This is a genomic window from Pantoea sp. nfd-35 (genome assembly GCF_056892255.1).
In genome coordinates this window covers 3,950,314-3,970,614 of sequence record NZ_CP122403.1, presented here as the reverse complement: position 1 = coordinate 3,970,614, position 20,301 = coordinate 3,950,314, and the positions used below count along the sequence as shown (strand labels likewise).

Below are 20,301 nucleotides of genomic sequence, written 5' to 3'. Positions count from 1 at the left end.
TGACCTGTTAAGCCTGGTTGTCGATTCTGAGAACGCAAGCCAGGCGGCTCACATTGGCCAGATTTTGCACGGCTGGCAGCAAAACAGGGAATATTCTGAGATGAATCGTGTATTACTGACGGGCGCAACCGGCTTAGTGGGATCCTGTCTGCTGCGTTTACTGATTGACGATCCGCGCGTGGATGAAATTATTGCGCCCAGCCGTCGTGCGCTTCCCGCAATGAACAAGGTCGTCAACCCTGTTGAAGCCGATCTCACGGATGTCCTGCGCCCGCTGGAGGCACCGCTGACGACGGTATTTTGCTGTCTGGGCACCACGCGTAAGCAGGCGGGCAGTAAAGAGGCCTTTATTCACGTGGATTACACGCTGGTGGTGGATACCGCCCTGAACGCGTTACGTCTGGGGGCCAGAAAGATGCTGGTGGTCAGTGCGCACGGTGCTAACCGTCACTCCCCCTTTTTATACAATCGCGTGAAAGGTGAGATGGAAAATGCGCTGCGCCATCAGGCGTGGCCGAGCCTGACGGTGGTCCGGCCTTCGCTGTTGCTGGGTGAACGAAAAGATAAACGTCGGGGAGAAAGCCTGATGGCTCCGCTGTTCGCCTGGTTGCCAGGCAACTGGCGTGCCGTGTCGGCTCAGGACGTGGCTCGCTGCCTGCATCACCAGGCGTTTGCCGAAGAAAATACGGGGTTCACGCTGATCGAGTCCGGCGCGATCCCCCGTGTTTCAGCGTAGATACCAGATTTTCTGATTTCGGCTGCCGCGCCACAGGAGCGTGGCATCGCGTTCTGACTCTTCAAACCGCCCGTCAATCACCACGTCTATCCAGGGCAGGATCGCGCGCTGTGCCGGGCTGAGTGCCTGCATGTCATAGCCGGTCCACAACCAGATATCTTTGCCTGCGCACGCCTGTTTTACCCGTTTCACTAACCGACGAACATGCGGCACGTTATGAGGATGCAGCGGATCGCCGCCGCTCAGCGATAAACCCTGACGCGGGATACGCGTATCCTGTAAATCCGCTAACAGCTGCTCCTCCATTTCCAGCGTAAACGGCACGCCGGAATCCAGCCGCCAGGTGCTCTGGTTGTAACAGCCGCGACACTGGTGCTCGCAGCCTGAGACAAACAGCGTACAGCGCGTGCCGGGCCCGTTCACGATATCCACATCGTAGTAACGATGGATGCGCATCATCCCAGCTGTCCGCTATCCAGGTGCTTCACCCGACGCTGCACTTCCTGCTGTTTACCGGCGTTAAACGGGCGCGCATCCGGGCTGCCGAGATAGCCACATACGCGGCGCGTAACGGAAACCCGGGCAGGATCGTGATTGCCGCAGTTGGGGCAGGTAAAGCCGCGACTGGTGCAGGTGAATTCTCCGTTGAACCCGCAGTCGTAGCACTCGTCAATCGGCGTGTTGGTGCCGTAGTAGGGCACGCGGTCATAGCTGTAATCCCACACGTCTTCCAGCGCCTTGAGGTTGTGCTGCACGTTGGGATATTCGCCGTAACAGATAAACCCGCCGTTAGCCAACGACGGATAGGGCGCTTCAAAATCAATCTTATCGTAGGGATTCACCTTCTTCTCAACGTCCAGATGGAAGCTGTTGGTGTAGTAGCCTTTATCGGTTACCCCCTTTACCACGCCAAACTGCGCGGCATCCAGACGACAGAAGCGGTCGCACAGGTTCTCACTGGGCGTGCTGTAGAGACTAAAGCCGTAGCCGGTTTCGTCTTTCCAGGCATCGGTAGCCGCACGCATATGGGCCACGATGGCAACGCCTTTAGCGCGCAGCGCCGCATCATCGAAAGGATGGTGTTGCGCGCCACTCAGGGCATTCAGGGTTTCATGCAGACCGATATAGCCCAGTGACAGCGAGGCGCGGCCATTGCGGAAAATGGGGCCAATCTCATCATCGGCATTAAGCCGCACGCCGCAGGCGCCTTCCATGTACAGGATAGGCGCAACGCGGGCTTTGGTTTTTTCGAGTCGGGCAACGCGCGTCATGAGTGCCCGCTTCGCCAGCGCCAGCCGCGCATCCAGCAAGGTCCAGAAACGGGTTTCGTCTCCGTCTGCTTCCAGCGCAATGCGCGGTAAATTAAGGCTGATGACGCCGATATTATTCCGGCCTTCATGAATCTGCTCACCGTTTTCCTCGTAAACGCCCAGAAAACTGCGGCAGCCCATAGGGGTTTTAAAGGAGCCAGTGACCTGGACCACCTGATCATAATTCAGAATGTCGGGATACATCCGCTTACTGGCACAGGTCAGCGCCAGTTGCTTAATGTCGTAGTTAACCTCTCCCGCACGGCGGTTCACGCCTTCCCGAATCGTAAAGACCAGCTTTGGGAACACGGCGGTTTTGTGATTTTTACCCAGCCCCGCCAGGCGGTTACGCAAAATGGAGGTCTGAACCAGCCGTGCCGCCCAACTCGTGCCCAGGCCAAAACCAAAGGTCACGAACGGGGTTTGCCCGTTTGCCGTGTGTAACGTATTTACCTCGTATTCCAGCGACTGGAAGGCGTCATAGCACTCTTTTTCGGTACGTTCGCGAGCATAGGCGTCCGCCTGAGGAATGTGCCAGTCCTGCGCCACGGCAAGGTGTTTTGCGAAGCTCTTTTCCACATAGGGTGCCAGCACTTCATCAATGCGGTTCAGCGTGGTTCCACCGTAAATATGGCTGGCGACCTGCGCAATGATCTGCGCCGTGACGGCCGTTGCGGTGGCGATGGATTTTGGCGGCTCGATCTCGGCATTACCCATCTTGAAGCCGTTGGTCAGCATCCCTTTCAGGTCGATCAGCATGCAGTTGAACATGGGGAAGAAGGGGGAATAATCGAGATCGTGATAGTGGATCTCGCCGCGTTCATGCGCCTGAACGACGTCCCGGGGGAGGATCTGCTGCTGCGCATAGTGCTTCGCGACGATCCCGGCCAGCAGATCGCGCTGGGTGGGGATCACTTTGCTGTCTTTATTGGCATTTTCATGCAGCAGGGCGGCGTTGGTCTGATCCACCAGACCACGAATGGCGTGATGCAGATGGCTGCGGCGCTCGCGCTCCACGTCGCGATCGTGACGATACTCAATATAGGTGCGTGCCAGCTGCGGATAAGGCCCGGCCATGAGCGTTTCTTCCACCGCATACTGGATGTCACCGATATCCACTTCCTGACGATGGGCCAGTTGAGTGCTGACCCGATCGGCCACCGTGTCGCACCACCGTGCATCTTCCACGTTTGCCGCCCGTGCCGCAGCCTTCACTGCTGCGGCGATACGCTGTGAGTCAAAGCCTACGCGGCATCCGTCGCGCTTCACCACCACCGTTGCCATTTTTTCTCCGTTAACTACATATGGGTGTGTTTTTGGATTCTAGACTCAACATGTAGTAATTGCAGTGAATTAATCGGCTTGTTTTTGACCTGAAGCAAAGAAGCCTTGAACAAGAAGATAAAATCGACACTGAAAAAAACAGACCCGAGATCGCCTTTTCCGGCGGGCGAATTTGCTTAGCGGAGCAAAATGACTTAACTCTGTTTATCGTTCTTTTTAGCCATTGACCCGCAGGGAGCCGTGCCAATGCCGTTACGTCGAAATGTGCTGATCTGTTGTTGTGCGCTGACCTTTTCCGCCGCCGCAGATACGCTGCCGCTCATGCCGTGGCCACAGCAGGTTGAGCAACCTGCCCACGCAGGCTGGCTGACGCTCACCCCACAGCTGACGCTACAGATTGTCGGGGACACGCTGCCCGGCGCCGAAACACGCTGGCTGTCGCGCATCGCTCGCCAAACCGGTTGGCCGCTGTTACCCGCCGATCAGCCGGTTGAGCATCCCACAATTCGTATTGCCATCGCGCAGGCGGTCAACCCTGTCCCTCAGCCTGACAGCGATGAAAGTTACCAACTGGACGTCAACCGCGACGGCGTGCTGCTGAAAGCCAACAGCCGCTTTGGCGCGATGCGCGGGATGGAAACGTTACTGCAGCTGATAGAAAACAGTGCCGAAGGCACCCGTATTCCCTGGATAACGATTCACGATAAACCGCGCTTTGCCTGGCGCGGCATCCTTATCGACAGCGCCCGCCATTTTATGCCGGTCAGAACGCTGAAACGCCAGATCGATGGGATCGCGGCGGCGCGAATGAACGTGCTGCACTGGCATCTCACCGACGATCAGGGCTGGCGCTTTGCCTCCCTCCGCTATCCGCAACTGCAGCAGAAAGCCAGCGACGGGCTTTTCTATACTCAGGTGGAGATGCGTGAGGTGGTGCAGTATGCGGCTGAGCGTGGCGTGCGCGTGGTGCCGGAGCTGGATATACCCGGCCATGCCTCCGCGCTGGCGGTGGCGATGCCGGAACTGATCAGCGCGCCGGGGCCGTATCAGATGGAGCGCGGGTGGGGCGTTTTCAAACCCTTGCTGGATCCCAGCAACGAACAGGTTTATCAGGTTATTGACGCGCTGGTGGGGGAGATGGCGGCGATCTTCCCCGATCCCTACCTGCATATCGGCGGCGATGAGGTGGACCCCAGCCAGTGGCAGACATCCGCCGCTGTTCAGCAGTTTATGCGCGATCGTGGATTAGCCGATCCCCATGCGCTGCAGGCCTGGTTCAATCAGCGCGTTGAGAAAATCCTCGAAAAACACCAGCGGCGCATGGTGGGCTGGGATGAAATTGCCCATCCCGATCTGCCGCACAGCATTCTGATTCAGTCCTGGCAGGGACAGGATGCACTGGGCACGGTAGCGAAAAACGGCTATCGCGGCATTCTGTCCACGGGTTTTTATCTCGATCAGCCTCAGCCGGCCAGCTATCACTATCGCAACGAAATCTATCCTCAGGGCCTTAACGGCCAGGATGTGGTGCAGTCGGGCGAACAGGCTCAGAGCTGGTCCTTTACCATGCCACGGTTAAAAGGCAGCCCGGTAACGGGGAGTTTCACCCTGATTAAAGGCCGCGACGGCTGGCGCGGTTTTATCGACTTTGCCGGAAAATCGCGTCGTCTGGTGAACGCCATCGACTGGCTTTCGGCGAACCGGCTGACGTTCACGGTGGATACCTGGATGGGACCGTTCAAACCGGTCGTCACCCTGGCGAACAATCAACTGAGCGGATACATGCTGGTGGGTAACGTCCGTTACGCGGCCGAAGGGCAGCGGCTCGACGCGGTGCCCAGGGGGATTCAGCCTGTGCTGCCGGATGCGCGCCAGATGCAGCAAAACCTGCTGGGCGGTGAGGCCGCGCTGTGGGCCGAAAACGTCAACAGCGCGATTATTGATACCAAACTCTGGCCGCGTGCGTTTGTGGTGGCGGAGCGGTTATGGTCAGCCCAGGATGTCACCGATCCCGACAGCATGTACCAGCGGCTGGCGGCAATGGACCGCTGGACGACCGTATCGGTGGGGCTGCAGCAGCATTATCAGGCAGACCGACAGATGACGCGGCTTGCAAACAGCACGGATATTCAGCCGCTGCGCGTGCTGGCTCAGGCGCTGGAACCGGCCCAGTATTACACTCGACAGCATCTCAAGTTTCAGGCCGGGCATTACAACTACTTTGAGCCGCTGAACCGGCTGGCCGATGTTTTACCGGCAGAAAGCGACGCCGTCAGAACACTGGATAAGCAGGTGGTCGCGCTGGTTGAAGACAGAAGCAACGTGGCGGCTGCCGCAGCTATTCGCTCTCAACTCCAACGCTGGCACGATAACGCTGCTCAGGTTGCGCCATTACTCAACGGCAGCGCGCCACTTAAGGCGCTGGAAAGCAGCGCGAAACAGGTGGATGAGCTGAGCGTCATGGGCATCAACATGGTGAATGCCTATGTCCGTAACCAGGCGTTTGGGGCCAGCGAAATGGCGCAAATGCATGCGAAGCTGGATGCGGCGGCGCAGGTGCAGGACGAAACCGTCATCGCCCTTGTCAGGCCTCTTGAGGCCCTCCTCCGCGCCTTCAAATGAATAAGCGGGTGTCCTTCGCGCCGCAGGTGTCCTTGGCCGCGGCTCATCACCCCAGCCAATAAGCGGGCGTCCTTCGCGCCGCAGGTGCGTTGGCCGCAGCTCATCACCCCAGCCAATAAGCGGGTGTCCTTCGCGCCGCAGGTGTCCTTGGCCGCAGCTCATCACCCCAGCCAATAAGCTGGCGTCCTTCGCGCCGCAGGTGCGTTGGCCGCGGCTCATCACCCCGGTCACTTACTGCAGTAAGCTCCCGGGGATGACTCACCTTGCCGCCTTCCTGCAACACGAATGCCACCGGCTTATTCCGCAGAAGATGAGTGATGGAAAAGACATACGGAACAATGGCTTGGGGATGATTTGGCGGATGGGTTTCCAGGGGGCGGTTATGCCGCGCTGAGCGTCGCGGCAAGGTAAAGATGAACTCAGGATGAGGTCGCTGGTCCGCCGACTGAATGACGGCGGACCAGCGTGGGACTGAACATATTGGTCACTTACTGCAGTAAGCTCCCGGGGATGACTCACCTTGCCGCCTTCCCGCAACACGAATGCCACCGGCTTATTCCCTTGAAGGTTAGGAATGGAAAAGACATTTTGAACAATGGTTTGGGGATGATTTGGCGGATGGGTTTCCAGGATGAGGTTATGCCGCGCTGAGCGTCGCGGCAAGGTAAAGATGAACTCAGGATGAGGTCGCCGGGCCGCCGACTGAATGACGGCGGACCAGCGTGGGACTGAACATAGTGGTCACTTACTGCAGTAAGCTCCCGGGGATGACTCACCTTGCCGCCTTCCTGCAACACGAATGCCACCAGCTTATTCCGCAGAAGATGAGGGATGGAAAAGATATACGGAACAATGGCCTGAAGCTGATTCGGCGGATGGGTTTCCAGGGGGAGATTATGCCGCGCTGAGCGTCGCGGCAAGACAAGGATCAACTCAGGATGAGGTCGCCGGGCCGCCGACTGAATGACGGCGGACCAGCGTGGGACTGAACATATTGGTCACTTCCGGCAGCGGCTGTTGATGTGCCAGCGCCAGAGCCAGTTCAGCGGCCTGCTGCGCCATGGTGACAATCGGGTAACGCACCGTGGTTAAACGAGGGCGAACGTAGCGGGAAACCAGCACGTCATCGAAGCCGATGAGTGACATCTCTTCCGGCACCTGCACGCCGTTGTCGCTCAGCACCGCCAGGGCACCAGCGGCCATGGAGTCGTTGTAGCAGGCCACGGCGCTGAAGTTTTTACCGCGTCCCAGCAACTCCGTCATCGCCTGCTCGCCGCCGACTTCGTCCGGCTCGCCCCAGGCGACCAGCCGATCGTTGCAGGGCAGGCCGTGCTCCTGCAGCGCGTCGTAATAACCCTGCAGGCGATCCTCCGCATCGGAAATCGTGTGAGTGGAGCAGATAAACGCAATATTCTGATGGCCCAGTTGAATCAGATGGCGCGTCGCCAGCCAGGCGCCGTAGCGGTCGTCCAGCGCGATGCAGCGCTTTTCAAAGCCCTTCAGCAGACGGTTCAGTAAGACCATGCCCGGCATCTGCTTCATCAACACTTCCAGCTCGCTGTCGGGGATTTTCTTGGCGTGCACCACCAGTGCCGCGCAGCGATGGCGCATCAGCTGCTCAATAGCCTGCCGCTCTTTTTGCTCATTATGGTAACCGTTACCAATCAGCAGAAAGTTGCCTGTCTGGCCCGCCACCTCGTCAACGGCCTTCACCATCGCGCCAAAAAACGGATCGGAAACATCCCCGACCACCAGCCCCAGCGTTTCAGTGGACTGCTGCGCCAGCGCCCGTGCATTGGCGTTTGGATGATACTGCAGCGACTCCATCGCCTGGCTGACCGCCTGGCGTGAACTGTCACTGGCTTTAGGCGAATTGTTGATGACGCGGGAAACCGTGGCGACGGAAACTCCCGCCAACCGGGCAACATCCTTAATGGTGGCCATGCGATTACCTGATTTTGGGGAAACGTTTACACATCGCACCAGTGTTACGGAAAAGCGGGCGCACATCAAGACAACAGAATGCCAGCGCTGTCGCAAACAGGGTAAAATCAGACGGTTGGTGATGCCTTCTGTTCAGGTTGCGGCCCATGCTATGCTGCTGATCCCAACACCTGCCATAGCGATGACCATGAAAATTAAAGTGCCACATCTGGCGCACTGGGGCGCCTTTACCGCGGTAAGCGAAAACGATCGTCTTATCGGCTGCGAACCTTTTTTTGCCGACGCCGATCCCTCGCCGATGCTCAACACCATCCCGGAACTGGTTTACTCAGACAAACGTATTCGCCAGCCCATGGTGCGCCGCTCATGGCTGAAATCGCGCGAAAACAGTGACCGCACGCTGCGCGGACGCGAAGATTTTGTTGCCGTTGACTGGGAGACGGCGCTGGATCTGGTGGCCGAGGAAAATCGCCGTATTCGCGAACGCTACGGTGCATCCGGCATTTTTAATGGCTCTTACGGCTGGTCATCGGCAGGGCGCGTCAACCATGCGCGTACGCTGGTGCGCCGCTTCTATTTCCAGGGTGGCGGTGGCGTCGATCAGCAAGGCAACTACAGCTGGGGCGCCGCGCAGTTTTTCCTGCCTTACGTGATGGGCACCTACATGCCGCTGACCGGGCGCGTCACCGACTGGCCGCAGGTGGTGGAACATGCGGAGGTGTTTGTCGCCTTCGGTGGGCTGGCGTTAAAAAATGCTCAGGTGGCATCCGGCGGCGCAGGCCAGCACAGCCTGAAACCGGCGCTGGAGCAGCTGGCGGCAAAAGGCACGCCGGTGATTAACATCAGCCCGATGCGTGATGACTGCCCAGAGTTTGTTAACGCGGAGTGGATCCCGATCCGGCCGAATACCGACGTGGCGCTGATGCTGGCACTCGGTTACGAAATTTGTCAGCGTGGTGCGACCGACGAGGCGTTTCTGGCCCGTCACTGCACCGGTTGGCCACAGCTACGTGCCTATCTGCTGGGTGAAAGCGACGGCATCGCCAAAACGCCCGGCTGGGCCAGCAAGATCACCGATATCCCGGCGGATCGCATTGTACATCTGGCCCGACAGCTGATCGGCAAACGCAGTTTTATCACCTGCTCCTATTCGGTCCAGCGCGCCCACCGTGGCGAACAGCCTTACTGGATGATGATCGCGCTCTCTTCCATGCTCGGGCAGCCGGGCTTGCCGGGTGCGGGCTTCTCGTTTGGACACGGCTCGATGAACAGCGTGGGCAATCCGCGTCAGGAAGGCCCCGCGCCGATGATGAGCACCGGACCGAACCCTTCAGGCCTGTCCATTCCGGTTGCCCGCATCAGTGACATGCTGCTCAATCCCGGCCAGCCTTATGGTTTCCAGGGCGAAACTCTGCACTATCCGGACATTCATATGGTGCACTGGGCGGGCGGCAATCCGTTTCACCATCACCAGCAGCTTAACCGGCTGGTGGAAGGCTGGCAGAAGCCGGATACCGTGGTGGTCCAGGATATCGTCTGGACACCTGCGGCGCAGATGGCCGATATCGTGCTGCCCGCCACCACCACGCTGGAGCGTAATGACATCGGCGGTTCATCACGTGACCGTTTTGTACTGGCAATGCACCAGGCGATTAAGCCGCAACATCAGGCACGGAACGATTTTGATATTTTTGCCGATCTCGCCGAGCGCTTAGGCTATCGCGATACCTTCACCGAAGGGCGCAACGAGATGCAGTGGATAGAACATCTCTACCAGCAATGTGCGGTGGCGCATGGCCGTCGTGGCATTCCTTTCCCTGAGTTCGGTGAGTTCTGGCAGCGTGGCTTTGTGGAGATCCCCGAAGGCGGTAAGCCTTATATCTTTATGGAAGACTTCCGCGCCGATCCCGAGGCCAACCCGATACAGACTGCCAGCGGTAAGATTGAGCTGTTCTGCCAGACCATCGCCGACTACCACCTGGAGGATATGGCCGGGCATCCGGAATGGCGTGAGCCTCAGGAATGGCTGGGCGCGGCAGCCAGCCGTGATTATCCGCTACACATGATCTCCATTCAGCCATCGGACCGGTTACACAGCCAGTTAGATGCGACGGCTACCGTTCAGGGTAACAAAACCGCCGGGCATGAAACCCTGTATATGCATCCGCAGGATGCGGCGGTGCGGGATATCGGAGACGGTGACGAAATTGAGGTCAGCAATGCGCGCGGCAGAATACTGGCCGGCGTGCGTCTGACCGAGGGGCTGAAGCAGGGCGTGGTGATCATTTCCACCGGCGCCTGGTTTGATCCCGGTTTTGGCAAAGCGTGGCAGCCGTTTGACCGGGCGGGCAACCCCAATGTGTTAACCCTGGATATCGGCACGTCATCCCTGACGCAGGGACCCAACGCCATGAGTTGCCTGGTTGACATTAAAAAACATGCCGTTTGCACAAAAGCCTAAGGTTCACACGGCTGGTTACATTTTGCAGGCATCTGTTGCGTTTCAGTCGTGGCGAAAAAGCCGTTTCGCTTGCTACATTCAGGATCCCAGAGGTATTGATGGGTGAACATCAACTGATTTTTTCTTGATTACACCGACCTGCGCAGATACGCAGGTTTTTTTTGCCCGAAATAAACTGAACGATAACGAACTGATACACAGTTTTCCTGTGTTTTTACCCGTGCTTTGATTATAACTGCGGGATTGACCTCTTTTTTTTAAGCGCAGCGGATTGCCATGCCCCGGATTAAAAAATTACTGGGTAAAGACCAGATAAAAGCCCCGTTTAACCCTTTCCGTTTTCGCCTGATCTGCCTGGGCGTATTTACCTGCATGGCTGTTCTGCTGGTGCGCGTCGCCGATTTGCAGTTTCTTAATCAGCCCATGCTGGAACACGAGGCCGATCAGCGCTCGCTGCGTACCGTTACGCTTCCGACCAGCCGTGGCACCTTACTGGATCGCAACGGCGAAGCGCTGGCGCTCAGCGTACCGTCGCGGGATGTCATCGCCGATCCGCAGCGCGTGCTGGAGAGCAACCCTGATTTTACCAGCGCCAAGTGGGCCTATCTGGCGGCGGCATTAAGTATGCGACCAGAAGAGGTCGCGGCGCAGATCACCGCTAACCCCAAACGTCGTTTTCTCTATCTCGGGCGCAAAGTCGAACTGGGGATCGCCAAAGATATTAAAGATCTGAAGCTTAAAGGCATCAGTGAAGTCTACGACGACAGTCGCTTTTATCCGATGAGCGAAGCCTCCGCGCCGCTGATTGGTATTGTGGGGGCCGATAACACCGGCCTCAACGGACTGGAAAAGGGCTTTGATAAAGTCCTGCAGGGCCAGCCGGGCAAAGAAGTCTACCGGCAGGATGCGGCGGGGAATATTATCGCGATGATTAGCTACCAGCCGCCCACTCAGCCGCCAACGGTGCAGCTCAGCATTGATAAATTCAGCCAGTACACGCTCTACAGTAAGCTGCGCGATGGCGTACTGTTAAACAAGGCGGATTCGGGCGCGGCGGTGCTGGTCAAAATTGATACGGGCGAGATTCTGGCGATGGCCTCTTATCCCTCGTTCAACCCCAACAACTATCAGGGGGCAACCCCAGCGCAGATGCGCAATACCGCCATTAATGACAGCTACGAGCCGGGTTCAACGGTAAAACCCCTTGTGGTGATGGAAGGCCTGGAACGTCACCTCGTCCGGCCGGATTCCGTGCTGGATACCACGCCTTACCGGGTTAACGGCCACCTGATCCGCGACGTCGGTCACTGGCCGCGCCTGACCATGACCGGCATTCTGCAAAAATCGAGCGACATCGGCGTTTCTCATATCGCCCTGGCGATGCCGGCGGAAGCCCTGGTGAACACCTACTACGCGTTTGGCCTGGGTAAACCCACCGGGCTGGGGCTGACCGGCGAAAGCGTAGGGTATTTCCCGCTGCACCGCACGCGCTGGGCTGATATCGAACGCGCGACCTTTTCCTTCGGCTACGGTTTGCGCGTCACGCCGCTGCAAATTGCCCGTGAATACGCCACGCTGGGTTCCTATGGCGTTTATCGTCCGCTGTCGATCACCAAAGTGACGCCGCCGGTGCTGGGCAAGCAGGTCGCTAATCCGGAAACGGTCAAGGAAGTGGTGCACATGCTGGAAAGTGACGTCCTGCCGGGCGGTACCGGACTGAAAGCGGCGGTACCGGGCTATCGACTGGCCACCAAAACCGGTACGGCTGAAAAGATGGGCAGCAGCGGGAAGTATGATGGCGGTTATGTGAACTACACCGCAGGTATTGCCCCGGCCAGCCATCCTGAGGTGGCGCTGGTGGTAATGATTAACCATCCTACCGCGGGCGATCACTTCGGTGGCTCCGTAGCCGCGCCGGTGTTCGGTAACATCATGGGGCCGGTGCTCAAGCACATGAATATTGCCCCGGATGCCATCTACAGCAAGCCTGTGGATAGCGGTTCAGATAAATCCTAACCAAATCAAACTGTAAGTGAGGTGTGGATGTTTTTACACCTCGTTTCATTTCGCCGAATTCATTTTCCTTTTTCACCTGTCACTGACTCCTGCAGGGTGAGAGTATGGACCTCCCAGAGGTATTGATGGGTGTGAAAACGGGCACTGCTCCGGCAAGGCCAATCGTTATTACACCAACCCACGCAGATGCGTGGGTTTTTTTTGCCCACTATTCCGGCCGCCAGCCCCTGTTATTCGTGCAGGTCCACCCCGTGGGCAGGGGACTGGTAAGGTTTCTTAACGCAACCCTTACGGTTTGGCGATGGAAAGTCGTAACACAAGTAGCCGATAATCTTTGCAGATGCCGTTTCGACGATGCCTCCCATCCGGAGGATTTCTTTTATCCCTGTTTACCTGAAGAGTTCGATGACTACTCACGCTCCCCGTACCCGTGGTTCCCGCTGGCTGAAATGGCTGCTTCTGCTCATTGCGCTGTTAATCGTTGCCGCCGTGGCATGGCGACTGATGGGCCATAAAGGCGCAGGCGGCACCCTGCCCGCGCGCGGTCATGCCGGACGCCATGGCGGCCCTGGTATGCTGAAAGGCGGCACGACGCTGGTTCACAGCGGCACCGCCAGCACCGCCGATGTGCCGGTCTATCTCTACGCGCTGGGTACGGTGATCCCCAATGCCAGCGTAACGGTCACCAGCCGGGTAGACGGTCAACTGGAGAAGGTTTACTTCACCGAAGGGCAGAAGGTTGAAGCGGGCCAGCTGCTGGCGCAGATCGATCCCCGCAGCTACGAGGCCACGCTGAATCAGTATCAGGGGGAGCTCAGCGAAAATATGGCGTTGCTGAAAAGTGCCGAACTGACGCTGGCACGCTACCGTAAACTGGCGGCCCAGGACTCGCTGTCCCGCCAGGATTTAGATACGCAAATCGCGACCGTGGGACAGTATCGCGGCGCAGTGGCTGCCGATCAGGCCCAGATTGCCAGCGCCAGGCTGAATATTGGCTATGCGCGCATCACCGCACCCGTCAGTGGTCGGGTAGGGCTGCGTCAGGTCGATCCGGGCAATATGATTCAGAGTGCCTCCACGACCGGGCTGGTGACCATTACCCAGATGCAGCCTGCCGCCGTTACCTTTAGCGTGCCCCAAAGTCATATCCCGACGCTGGTAAAAGCCCTTCATCACGATCGGACATTGCCCGCCACCGCCTTCGATCAGGATAACCAGCATGCCCTGAGTCAGGGGCAGGTGAAATTTATCAGCAACGAGATCGACACGGCGACCGGCACCATTACGCTGAAAGCCATGTTCGCTAACGACGACGAGGCGCTGTACGCCAACCAGTTTGTGAACCTACGCCTGCAAACCAGCGTGCTGAAAGGCGCCACCATTATTCCGGCGCAGGCGTTACAGTTGAGCAGCGACGGCAGCTTTGTTTTTATCATCAATAAAGACAACACCGTGACGCTCCAGCCGGTTACGGCAGGTCCGGCTTACGGTGAGACGTGGCAGGCTATTCTGCAGGGCGTGAAGCCTGGCGACCGTCTGGTCACGGAAGGGATCGATCGCCTGACCAACGGCAGTAAAGTTTCGGTCGCGGACAGCACCCAACCGACCCCACCGGCTGAGGCACAATGAACCCGTCACGCCTCTTTATTCTGCGTCCGGTCGCCACCATCCTGCTGATGGCGGGCGTGCTGATCGCTGGCCTGTTTGCTTACCGGTTTCTTTCAACGTCGGCGCTGCCGCAGGTCGATTACCCAACTATTCAGGTGACAACGCTCTATCCCGGTGCCAGCCCGGACGTAATGGCATCGACGATCACTTCACCGCTGGAGCGCCAGCTGGGACAGATGTCAGGCCTGAGCCAGATGAGCTCGACCAGCTCAGGCGGATCGTCGATCATCACCCTGACGTTCAGCCTGGATCTGTCGCTGGATGTGGCCGAGCAGGAGGTGCAGGCCGCCATCAACGCCGCCAATAATTTGCTGCCGACCGATCTGCCCACGCCGCCCACCTATAAAAAGGTCAATCCGGCCGACAGTGCGGTCATCACCTTAGCTGCCAGCTCGGATACTCTGCCGCTGACGCAGGTTCAGGACCTGGTGAATACCCGCGTTGCGCTCAAGCTCTCGCAAATTTCCGGCGTGGGCATGGTAACGCTCGCGGGCGGTCACCAACCGGCAATTCGCGTGCAGATGAACCCTCAGGCGCTGGCGGCCCATGGCCTGACGCTGGAAGACGTGAATACGCTTATCGGCAACAGCAACGTCAAAGGCTCCAAGGGCGGATTTGATGGCCGCTATCACTCCGTCACCATTGACGCCAACGACCAGCTGCGCACCGCCGCCGAATACGGCAACCTGATTCTGACCTACCAGAACGGCGCCGCCCTGAGGCTGAAGGACATCGCCCATATTGAGCAGGGACCGGAGAACAGCTTTCAGTCTGCCTGGGCCAACAACCACCCGGCCATCGTGATCGGCGTGCAGCGCCAGCCGGGGGCGAATGTCATCCAGGTGGTGGACAGCATCAAGGCGCAGTTGCCCACGCTGCAGGCCGCGCTGCCCGACGGCGTGAAAATGACCATCCTGTCCGATCGTACCCAAACCATTCGCGCCTCCATCAGCGATGTCCAGTTTGAGCTGATGCTTTCCATTGCGCTGGTGGTGATGGTGACCTTTCTGTTCCTGCGTAACGTGGCGGCCACGCTGATCCCCAGCGTGGCGGTACCGCTTTCGCTGGTGGGAACCTTTGGCGTGATGTATCTCGCTGGCTTCAGCCTCAATAACCTGTCGCTGATGGCGCTGACGATTGCCACCGGTTTTGTGATCGACGACGCGATCGTGGTGGTCGAGAATATTTCCCGGCGGCTGGAAGCAGGGGAGCCACCGCTGGAGGCGGCGTTAAAGGGATCGCAGCAGATTGGCTTTACCATCATCTCTCTGACCTTTTCCCTGATTGCGGTGCTGATTCCGCTGTTGTTTATGGGCGATGTGGTGGGGCGCCTGTTTCGCGAGTTTGCCATCACGCTGGCGGTATCCATTCTGGTTTCAATGCTGGTCTCGCTGACCTTAACGCCGATGCTATGTGCTTACCTGCTGCACTTTGTTCCGCCCGAGAAGCAGTCCCGTTTCGCGCGCAAAGGCGGCGAGGTTTTTGATTGGCTGATTCGCGGATACGATCGCCTGCTGACCCGGGTGCTGGATCATCAGAAACTGACGCTGCTGGCGGCGCTGGCAACCTTTGCTCTCACCGCGCTGCTGTATATCCTTGTCCCCAAAGGCTTCTTCCCAACTCAGGATACCGGGTTGATTCAGGGCGTGACCGTGGCCACGCAGGACGTCTCTTCTACCGAGATGGCGAAGCGCCAGCAGGCGCTGTCTGCGGTGATCATGCAGAATCCGGCGGTTGAGAGCGTCTCTTCGACCATCGGTATTGACGGCAACAACACCAGCCTGAACAGCGGTCGGTTGCAGATCAACCTGAAGCCCTTTGGTCAACGCGACGACAAAGCCGGTGCAATCATCAAACAGCTGCAGCAGGCGGCAACGCGCGTGGTCGGCATTCAGCTTTATCTGCAACCAGCACAGGATCTGACGGTTAACGATCAGGTCACGCCGAGCCAGTATCAGTTCACCCTTGACGATGCCAACAGCGAAGACCTGGTGACCTGGTCGCCGAAACTGGTGGCGGCCTTGCAGAAACGGCCAGAGTTCAACGGCGTGGTAAGTAACCTACAGGATCAGGGCCAGGTGGCTTATGTCGAGCTGAACCGGGACAAAGCCGCGCGGTTGGGCGTGACCGCAGCGGACGTTGATACCGCGCTCTACAGCGCGTTTGGACAGCGGCTGGTCTCGACGATCTTTACCCAGTCGAATCAGTATCGCGTGGTGCTGGAAGTCGCTCCGCAATACCAGCAAAGCCCGGCCGCTTTCGACGATGTGTATCTGAAACCCTCTGCCAGCACGTCCAGCACCGCATCAGACAGCACGTCTGCCAGCAGCAGCCCGGATACCTCATCAGCCTCAATCGCCACCAGCACGGCCACAACCACCAGCAGCGGCATGGTCAGGCTGACCGCCATCGCCACGATCCACCAGCGGACCGGGTCGCTGATGCACATGCGGCTGAATCAGTTTCCGGCGGTGATGATCTCCTTCAATCTCAATGACGGCTATTCGCTGGAAGATGCGCAGAACGCCATTACCAAAGTGACTGCGCAGCTGCAGCTGCCCTCGGCGATTACGCTGCGCTATCAGGGAGAAACCTCGGCGTTTCAGAGCGCCACAGGTAACACGCTGTGGCTGATACTGGCGGCCCTGCTGACGATGTATGTGGTATTGGGCATTCTGTATGAAAGCTTTATCCATCCGGTGACGATCCTCTCGACGCTGCCCTCCGCGGCGGTCGGGGCGTTGTTAACCCTGTTGCTGGCGAATACGGCGTTCAGCCTGATTGCGCTGATCGGAGTGATTCTGCTCATCGGCATCGTGAAGAAGAACGCCATCATGATGATCGATTTTGCGCTGGAGGCCGAAAACAAGCAGCATCTCTCCCCCCGGGAAGCCATTCATCAGGCCTGTCTGCTGCGTTTCCGCCCGATACTGATGACCACCATGGCGGCGCTGCTGGGCGCACTGCCGCTGATGCTCGCGTCCGGATCGGGCGCCGAGTTGCGGCAGCCGCTGGGGCTGGTGATTGTCGGCGGATTGATCGTCAGCCAGGTACTGACGCTGTTCTCCACGCCGGTGATCTATCTGTGGTTTGATGGGATTGCCCAGCGCGGCAATGCCTGGGTGAAACGCCGTCAGCAACAGGCGCGGAGCGGGCAATGAACCTGACCCGGCTGTTTATCTTCCGCCCGGTCGCCACGCTGCTGCTGACGATGGCGATTCTGCTGCTTGGCGTGCTGGGCTACCGCCTGTTGCCGGTGGCCCCGCTGCCGCAGGTGGATTTCCCGACTATTATGGTTAATGCCAGCCTGGCCGGTGCCAGCCCGGAAACCATGGCGGCAACGGTTGCCACGCCGCTGGAACGCTCGCTGGGGCAGATTGCCGGTATCACCGAGATGACCTCAAACAGCTCGCAGGGCTCCAGCACCATCATTTTACAATTCGAACTTAACCGTGATATCAACGGCGCGGCACGCGACGTGCAGGCGGCGATCAACGCGGCACGCAGCCTGCTGCCAAGCGCGATGGCATCGCTGCCGACCTACCACAAAGCCAACCCCTCGGATGCGCCGATTGTCATGCTGGCGCTGACCTCCGCCACCCGCTCGCCGGGTGAGCTCTACGATCTGGCCGAAAGTAAAATCGAACAGGCGATGGGGCAGATCAAGGGCGTGGGCGACGTGTCATTAATGGGAAGCGCGCTGCCTGCTGTCCGCATCGATCTGCAGCCGCTTAAGCTCATCCATGCGGGTATTTCGCTGGATACGGTGCGCAGCGCGGTGGCCAACAGCACCACCACGCTGCCTAAAGGCTCGCTGCAGGGCAGCAGCCAGTCGTGGATGGTGGACGGCAATGGCCAACTGGACAAAGCCGCCAGCTATCGCAACCTGATTATCAGCAACAAAGACGGCAATGTCGTGCGGCTGGGCGACGTCGCCAGCGTGTACGATTCAGTGGAGGATCGCTATCAGGCCGGCTTCCTCAATGCCCAACCGGCGGTCATGGTGGGCATCAAGCGCCAGGCGGGCGCCAACATGCTGAACACGATCGATGCCATCAAAGCCCGCCTGCCTGCCCTGGAAAAAGATCTGCCTGCCGATACTCAGCTTAAGGTGGTGGTGGACCGTTCGCCCGGCGTGCGCGCCTCGCTATACGATACCGAAGAAACGCTGCTGATTGCGGTGCTGCTGGTGATTGCGGTGGTGTTTGTCTTTTTACGCAACCTGCAGGCGGTGATTATTCCGGCCCTGGCGCTACCGGTCTCGCTGATCGGAACCTGTGCGGTGATGTACCTGCTGGGTTACAGCCTGGATAACCTGTCGCTGATGGCGCTGATCATCGCCACGGGATTCGTGGTCGATGACGCCATCGTGGTGCTGGAAAATATCACCCGCCATATTGAAGCCGGCCAGCGCCCGCTGCGTGCGGCCATCCGCGGTGCGCGGGAGGTCAGCTTTACCGTGCTGTCGATGACCGTCTCGCTGATTGCCGTGTTTATTCCCATCCTGCTGATGGGCAGCCTGCTGGGGCGGCTGTTTCGCGAGTTTGCGATCACGCTAACCGTTTCCCTGGTGATTTCGATGTTTGTCTCGCTGAGCCTGACGCCGATGCTCTGCGCGCGGCTGCTGAAACCGAAACCCAACGTGAGCAAGCGCCCGCATCCGCTCTATCAGTGGATTGAAAATCAGTTAAACCACGCGCTTGCGGCCTACTCGCGCGGTCTCAACTGGGTCATGCGCCATCAGAAACTGACCCTGTTCAGCCTGCTGCTCACCGTGCTGCTTAACCTGTTTCTCTATACGGTGGTGCAGAAAGGCTTTTTCCCCGAACAGGATACGGGCCTGCTGATGGGGGCCTTACGGGCGGATCAGAATATTTCGTTTCAGGCGATGAAGCCGAAGATGCTGCAGTTCACCAACATCATTCGGTCCGATCCTGCCGTTGAAAGCGTGATGTCATCCATGGGCAGCGGGATGTTTGGCTCGCGCAATAACGCCGACTTTTTTGTCCGGCTTAAAGCTTTTGACAAGCGTGATGCCACGGCCAGCCAGGTGGCTAACCGCTTAAGCCAGAAAACCAGTAAGATCCCCGGCGCGCAGCTGTTTCTGATGGCGGCGCAGGATCTGCACATCGGCGGGCGCAGTGCCAATGCCACCTATCAGTACAGCCTGCAGGCGGACGATCTGGCCCTGCTGCGCGAGTGGACGCCTAAAGTCCAGGCGGCACTGGCGGCGATTCCGCAGCTCAACAGCGTTGATTCCGATGCGCAAACCGGCGGTCAGGAAGTGATGCTGACGATCAACCGCGACCAGGCCACCCGGCTGGGGGTGAATGTGAAGATGCTGGACACGATGCTGAATAACGCGTTCAGCCAGCGCCAGATTGCCACGCTGTACCATACGCTCAATCAGTATCACGTGGTGATGTCGCTGCAGGACAGCGATACCCGCGATCCGGCGATGTTGCAGCAGCTGTACGTCATTAACGACAGCGGCGACCGCATTCCGCTGTCGGCCTTTGTCAGCTTCACGGGCGGCAATGCCCCGCTGACGGTGACGCATCAGGGGCAGTCAGCTACCAGCACCGTGGCCTTTAACCTGAATGACGGCGTCTCGCTGGAGCAGGCGGAGGCGCTGATCAAACAGGCGATGGCCCAGATTGGCTTGCCCTCAACCATTCAGGCGGGCTATGCCGGCACAGCGGCCGAATTTAATCAACTGACCGCCACGATGCCGTGGCTGATTGTGGCGGCGCTGGTGGCGGTCTATATCGTTCTTGGCGTGCTGTATGAGAGCTATATTCATCCGCTGACGATTCTGTCGACATTGCCCTCGGCGGGCGTGGGCGCGCTGCTGCTGCTGTTACTGACTAATACGCAGCTCACGGTGATCGCGCTGATCGGCATTATCCTGTTGATCGGTATCGTAAAAAAGAACGCGATTATGATGATCGACTTTGCCATTGATGCCGAGCGGCGGCTTGGCCTGTCACCGCAGCAGGCGATTACCCAGGCCTGCCTGATGCGTTTTCGTCCCATTATGATGACCACGCTGGCCGCGTTCTTCGGGGCGCTGCCGCTGGCGCTGGGCAGCGGCGGTGATGCCGACTTACGCAGCCCGCTCGGTATTGCCATCGCCGGGGGGTTAGCGCTGAGCCAGCTGCTGACGCTGTTTACCACACCGGTTATTTATCTGTGGCTCGATCGCCTGAGCCGTGCCACCCAACGTCAATGGCGTCGTCTGCGCCATGCGGGAACCTGAA

The 20,301-nt window shown here is 58.7% G+C and carries 10 protein-coding genes; 7 read left to right on the top strand and 3 right to left on the bottom strand.

Features of this window, described 5'->3' with window-relative positions:
* The first annotated feature begins 100 nt into the window (after nucleotides 1-100).
* Nucleotides 101-736, top strand: a complete 636-nt coding sequence (locus P9J57_RS18370; RefSeq protein ID WP_015701089.1) for an NAD(P)H-binding protein — start codon at nucleotides 101-103, stop codon at nucleotides 734-736.
* Here the strand turns inward: P9J57_RS18370 and nrdG are convergent.
* Nucleotides 728-1,195 (bottom strand): anaerobic ribonucleoside-triphosphate reductase-activating protein, encoded by a 468-nt coding sequence (nrdG, locus tag P9J57_RS18365; protein ID WP_022622355.1) that lies wholly within the window; start codon nucleotides 1,193-1,195, stop codon nucleotides 728-730. The two genes, P9J57_RS18370 and nrdG, sit on opposite strands and share 9 nt — an antisense overlap.
* Complete coding sequence (nrdD, locus tag P9J57_RS18360; RefSeq protein WP_072136343.1) at nucleotides 1,192-3,330, bottom strand: anaerobic ribonucleoside-triphosphate reductase; 2,139 nt, start codon at nucleotides 3,328-3,330, stop codon at nucleotides 1,192-1,194. The genes nrdG and nrdD overlap by 4 nt, the downstream gene beginning before the upstream one ends.
* Before the next feature lie 246 nt (nucleotides 3,331-3,576).
* Here nrdD and P9J57_RS18355 point away from each other — a divergent pair, with 246 nt between their 5' ends.
* Nucleotides 3,577-5,952, top strand: a complete 2,376-nt coding sequence (locus tag P9J57_RS18355; protein ID WP_483279345.1) for a beta-N-acetylhexosaminidase — start codon at nucleotides 3,577-3,579, stop codon at nucleotides 5,950-5,952.
* A 933-nt stretch (nucleotides 5,953-6,885) separates the two neighbouring features.
* Here the strand turns inward: P9J57_RS18355 and galR are convergent.
* On the bottom strand, nucleotides 6,886-7,896 hold the full coding sequence (galR, locus tag P9J57_RS18350; protein ID WP_013024371.1) for an HTH-type transcriptional regulator GalR: 1,011 nt from the start codon (nucleotides 7,894-7,896) through the stop codon (nucleotides 6,886-6,888).
* A 187-nt stretch (nucleotides 7,897-8,083) separates the two neighbouring features.
* On the opposite strand from galR, the gene P9J57_RS18345 reads away from it, so the two are divergent.
* The 5 genes from P9J57_RS18345 to P9J57_RS18325 all read left to right on the top strand — a co-directional run bounded on the left by P9J57_RS18345 (nucleotide 8,084) and on the right by P9J57_RS18325 (nucleotide 20,300).
* Nucleotides 8,084-10,357 carry a molybdopterin guanine dinucleotide-containing S/N-oxide reductase gene (locus P9J57_RS18345; RefSeq protein WP_072136351.1) on the top strand — a complete coding sequence of 758 codons (2,274 nt, stop codon included), beginning with the start codon at nucleotides 8,084-8,086 and terminating at the stop codon, nucleotides 10,355-10,357.
* Nucleotides 10,358-10,633: 276 nt separating this feature from the next.
* On the top strand, nucleotides 10,634-12,373 hold the full coding sequence (locus P9J57_RS18340; protein ID WP_014595174.1) for a penicillin-binding transpeptidase domain-containing protein: 1,740 nt from the start codon (nucleotides 10,634-10,636) through the stop codon (nucleotides 12,371-12,373).
* Between the two features lie 405 nt (nucleotides 12,374-12,778).
* Nucleotides 12,779-14,002 (top strand): MdtA/MuxA family multidrug efflux RND transporter periplasmic adaptor subunit, encoded by a 1,224-nt coding sequence (locus tag P9J57_RS18335; protein WP_483279344.1) that lies wholly within the window; start codon nucleotides 12,779-12,781, stop codon nucleotides 14,000-14,002.
* Nucleotides 13,999-17,202, top strand: coding sequence for an efflux RND transporter permease subunit (locus P9J57_RS18330; RefSeq protein ID WP_483279343.1), 3,204 nt, complete (start codon nucleotides 13,999-14,001; stop codon nucleotides 17,200-17,202). The genes P9J57_RS18335 and P9J57_RS18330 overlap by 4 nt, the downstream gene beginning before the upstream one ends.
* Entirely contained in the window at nucleotides 17,199-20,300 is a 3,102-nt protein-coding gene (locus P9J57_RS18325) for an efflux RND transporter permease subunit (protein ID WP_483279342.1), read from the top strand. The genes P9J57_RS18330 and P9J57_RS18325 overlap by 4 nt, the downstream gene beginning before the upstream one ends.
* The last annotated feature ends 1 nt before the right edge of the window (nucleotide 20,301 follow it).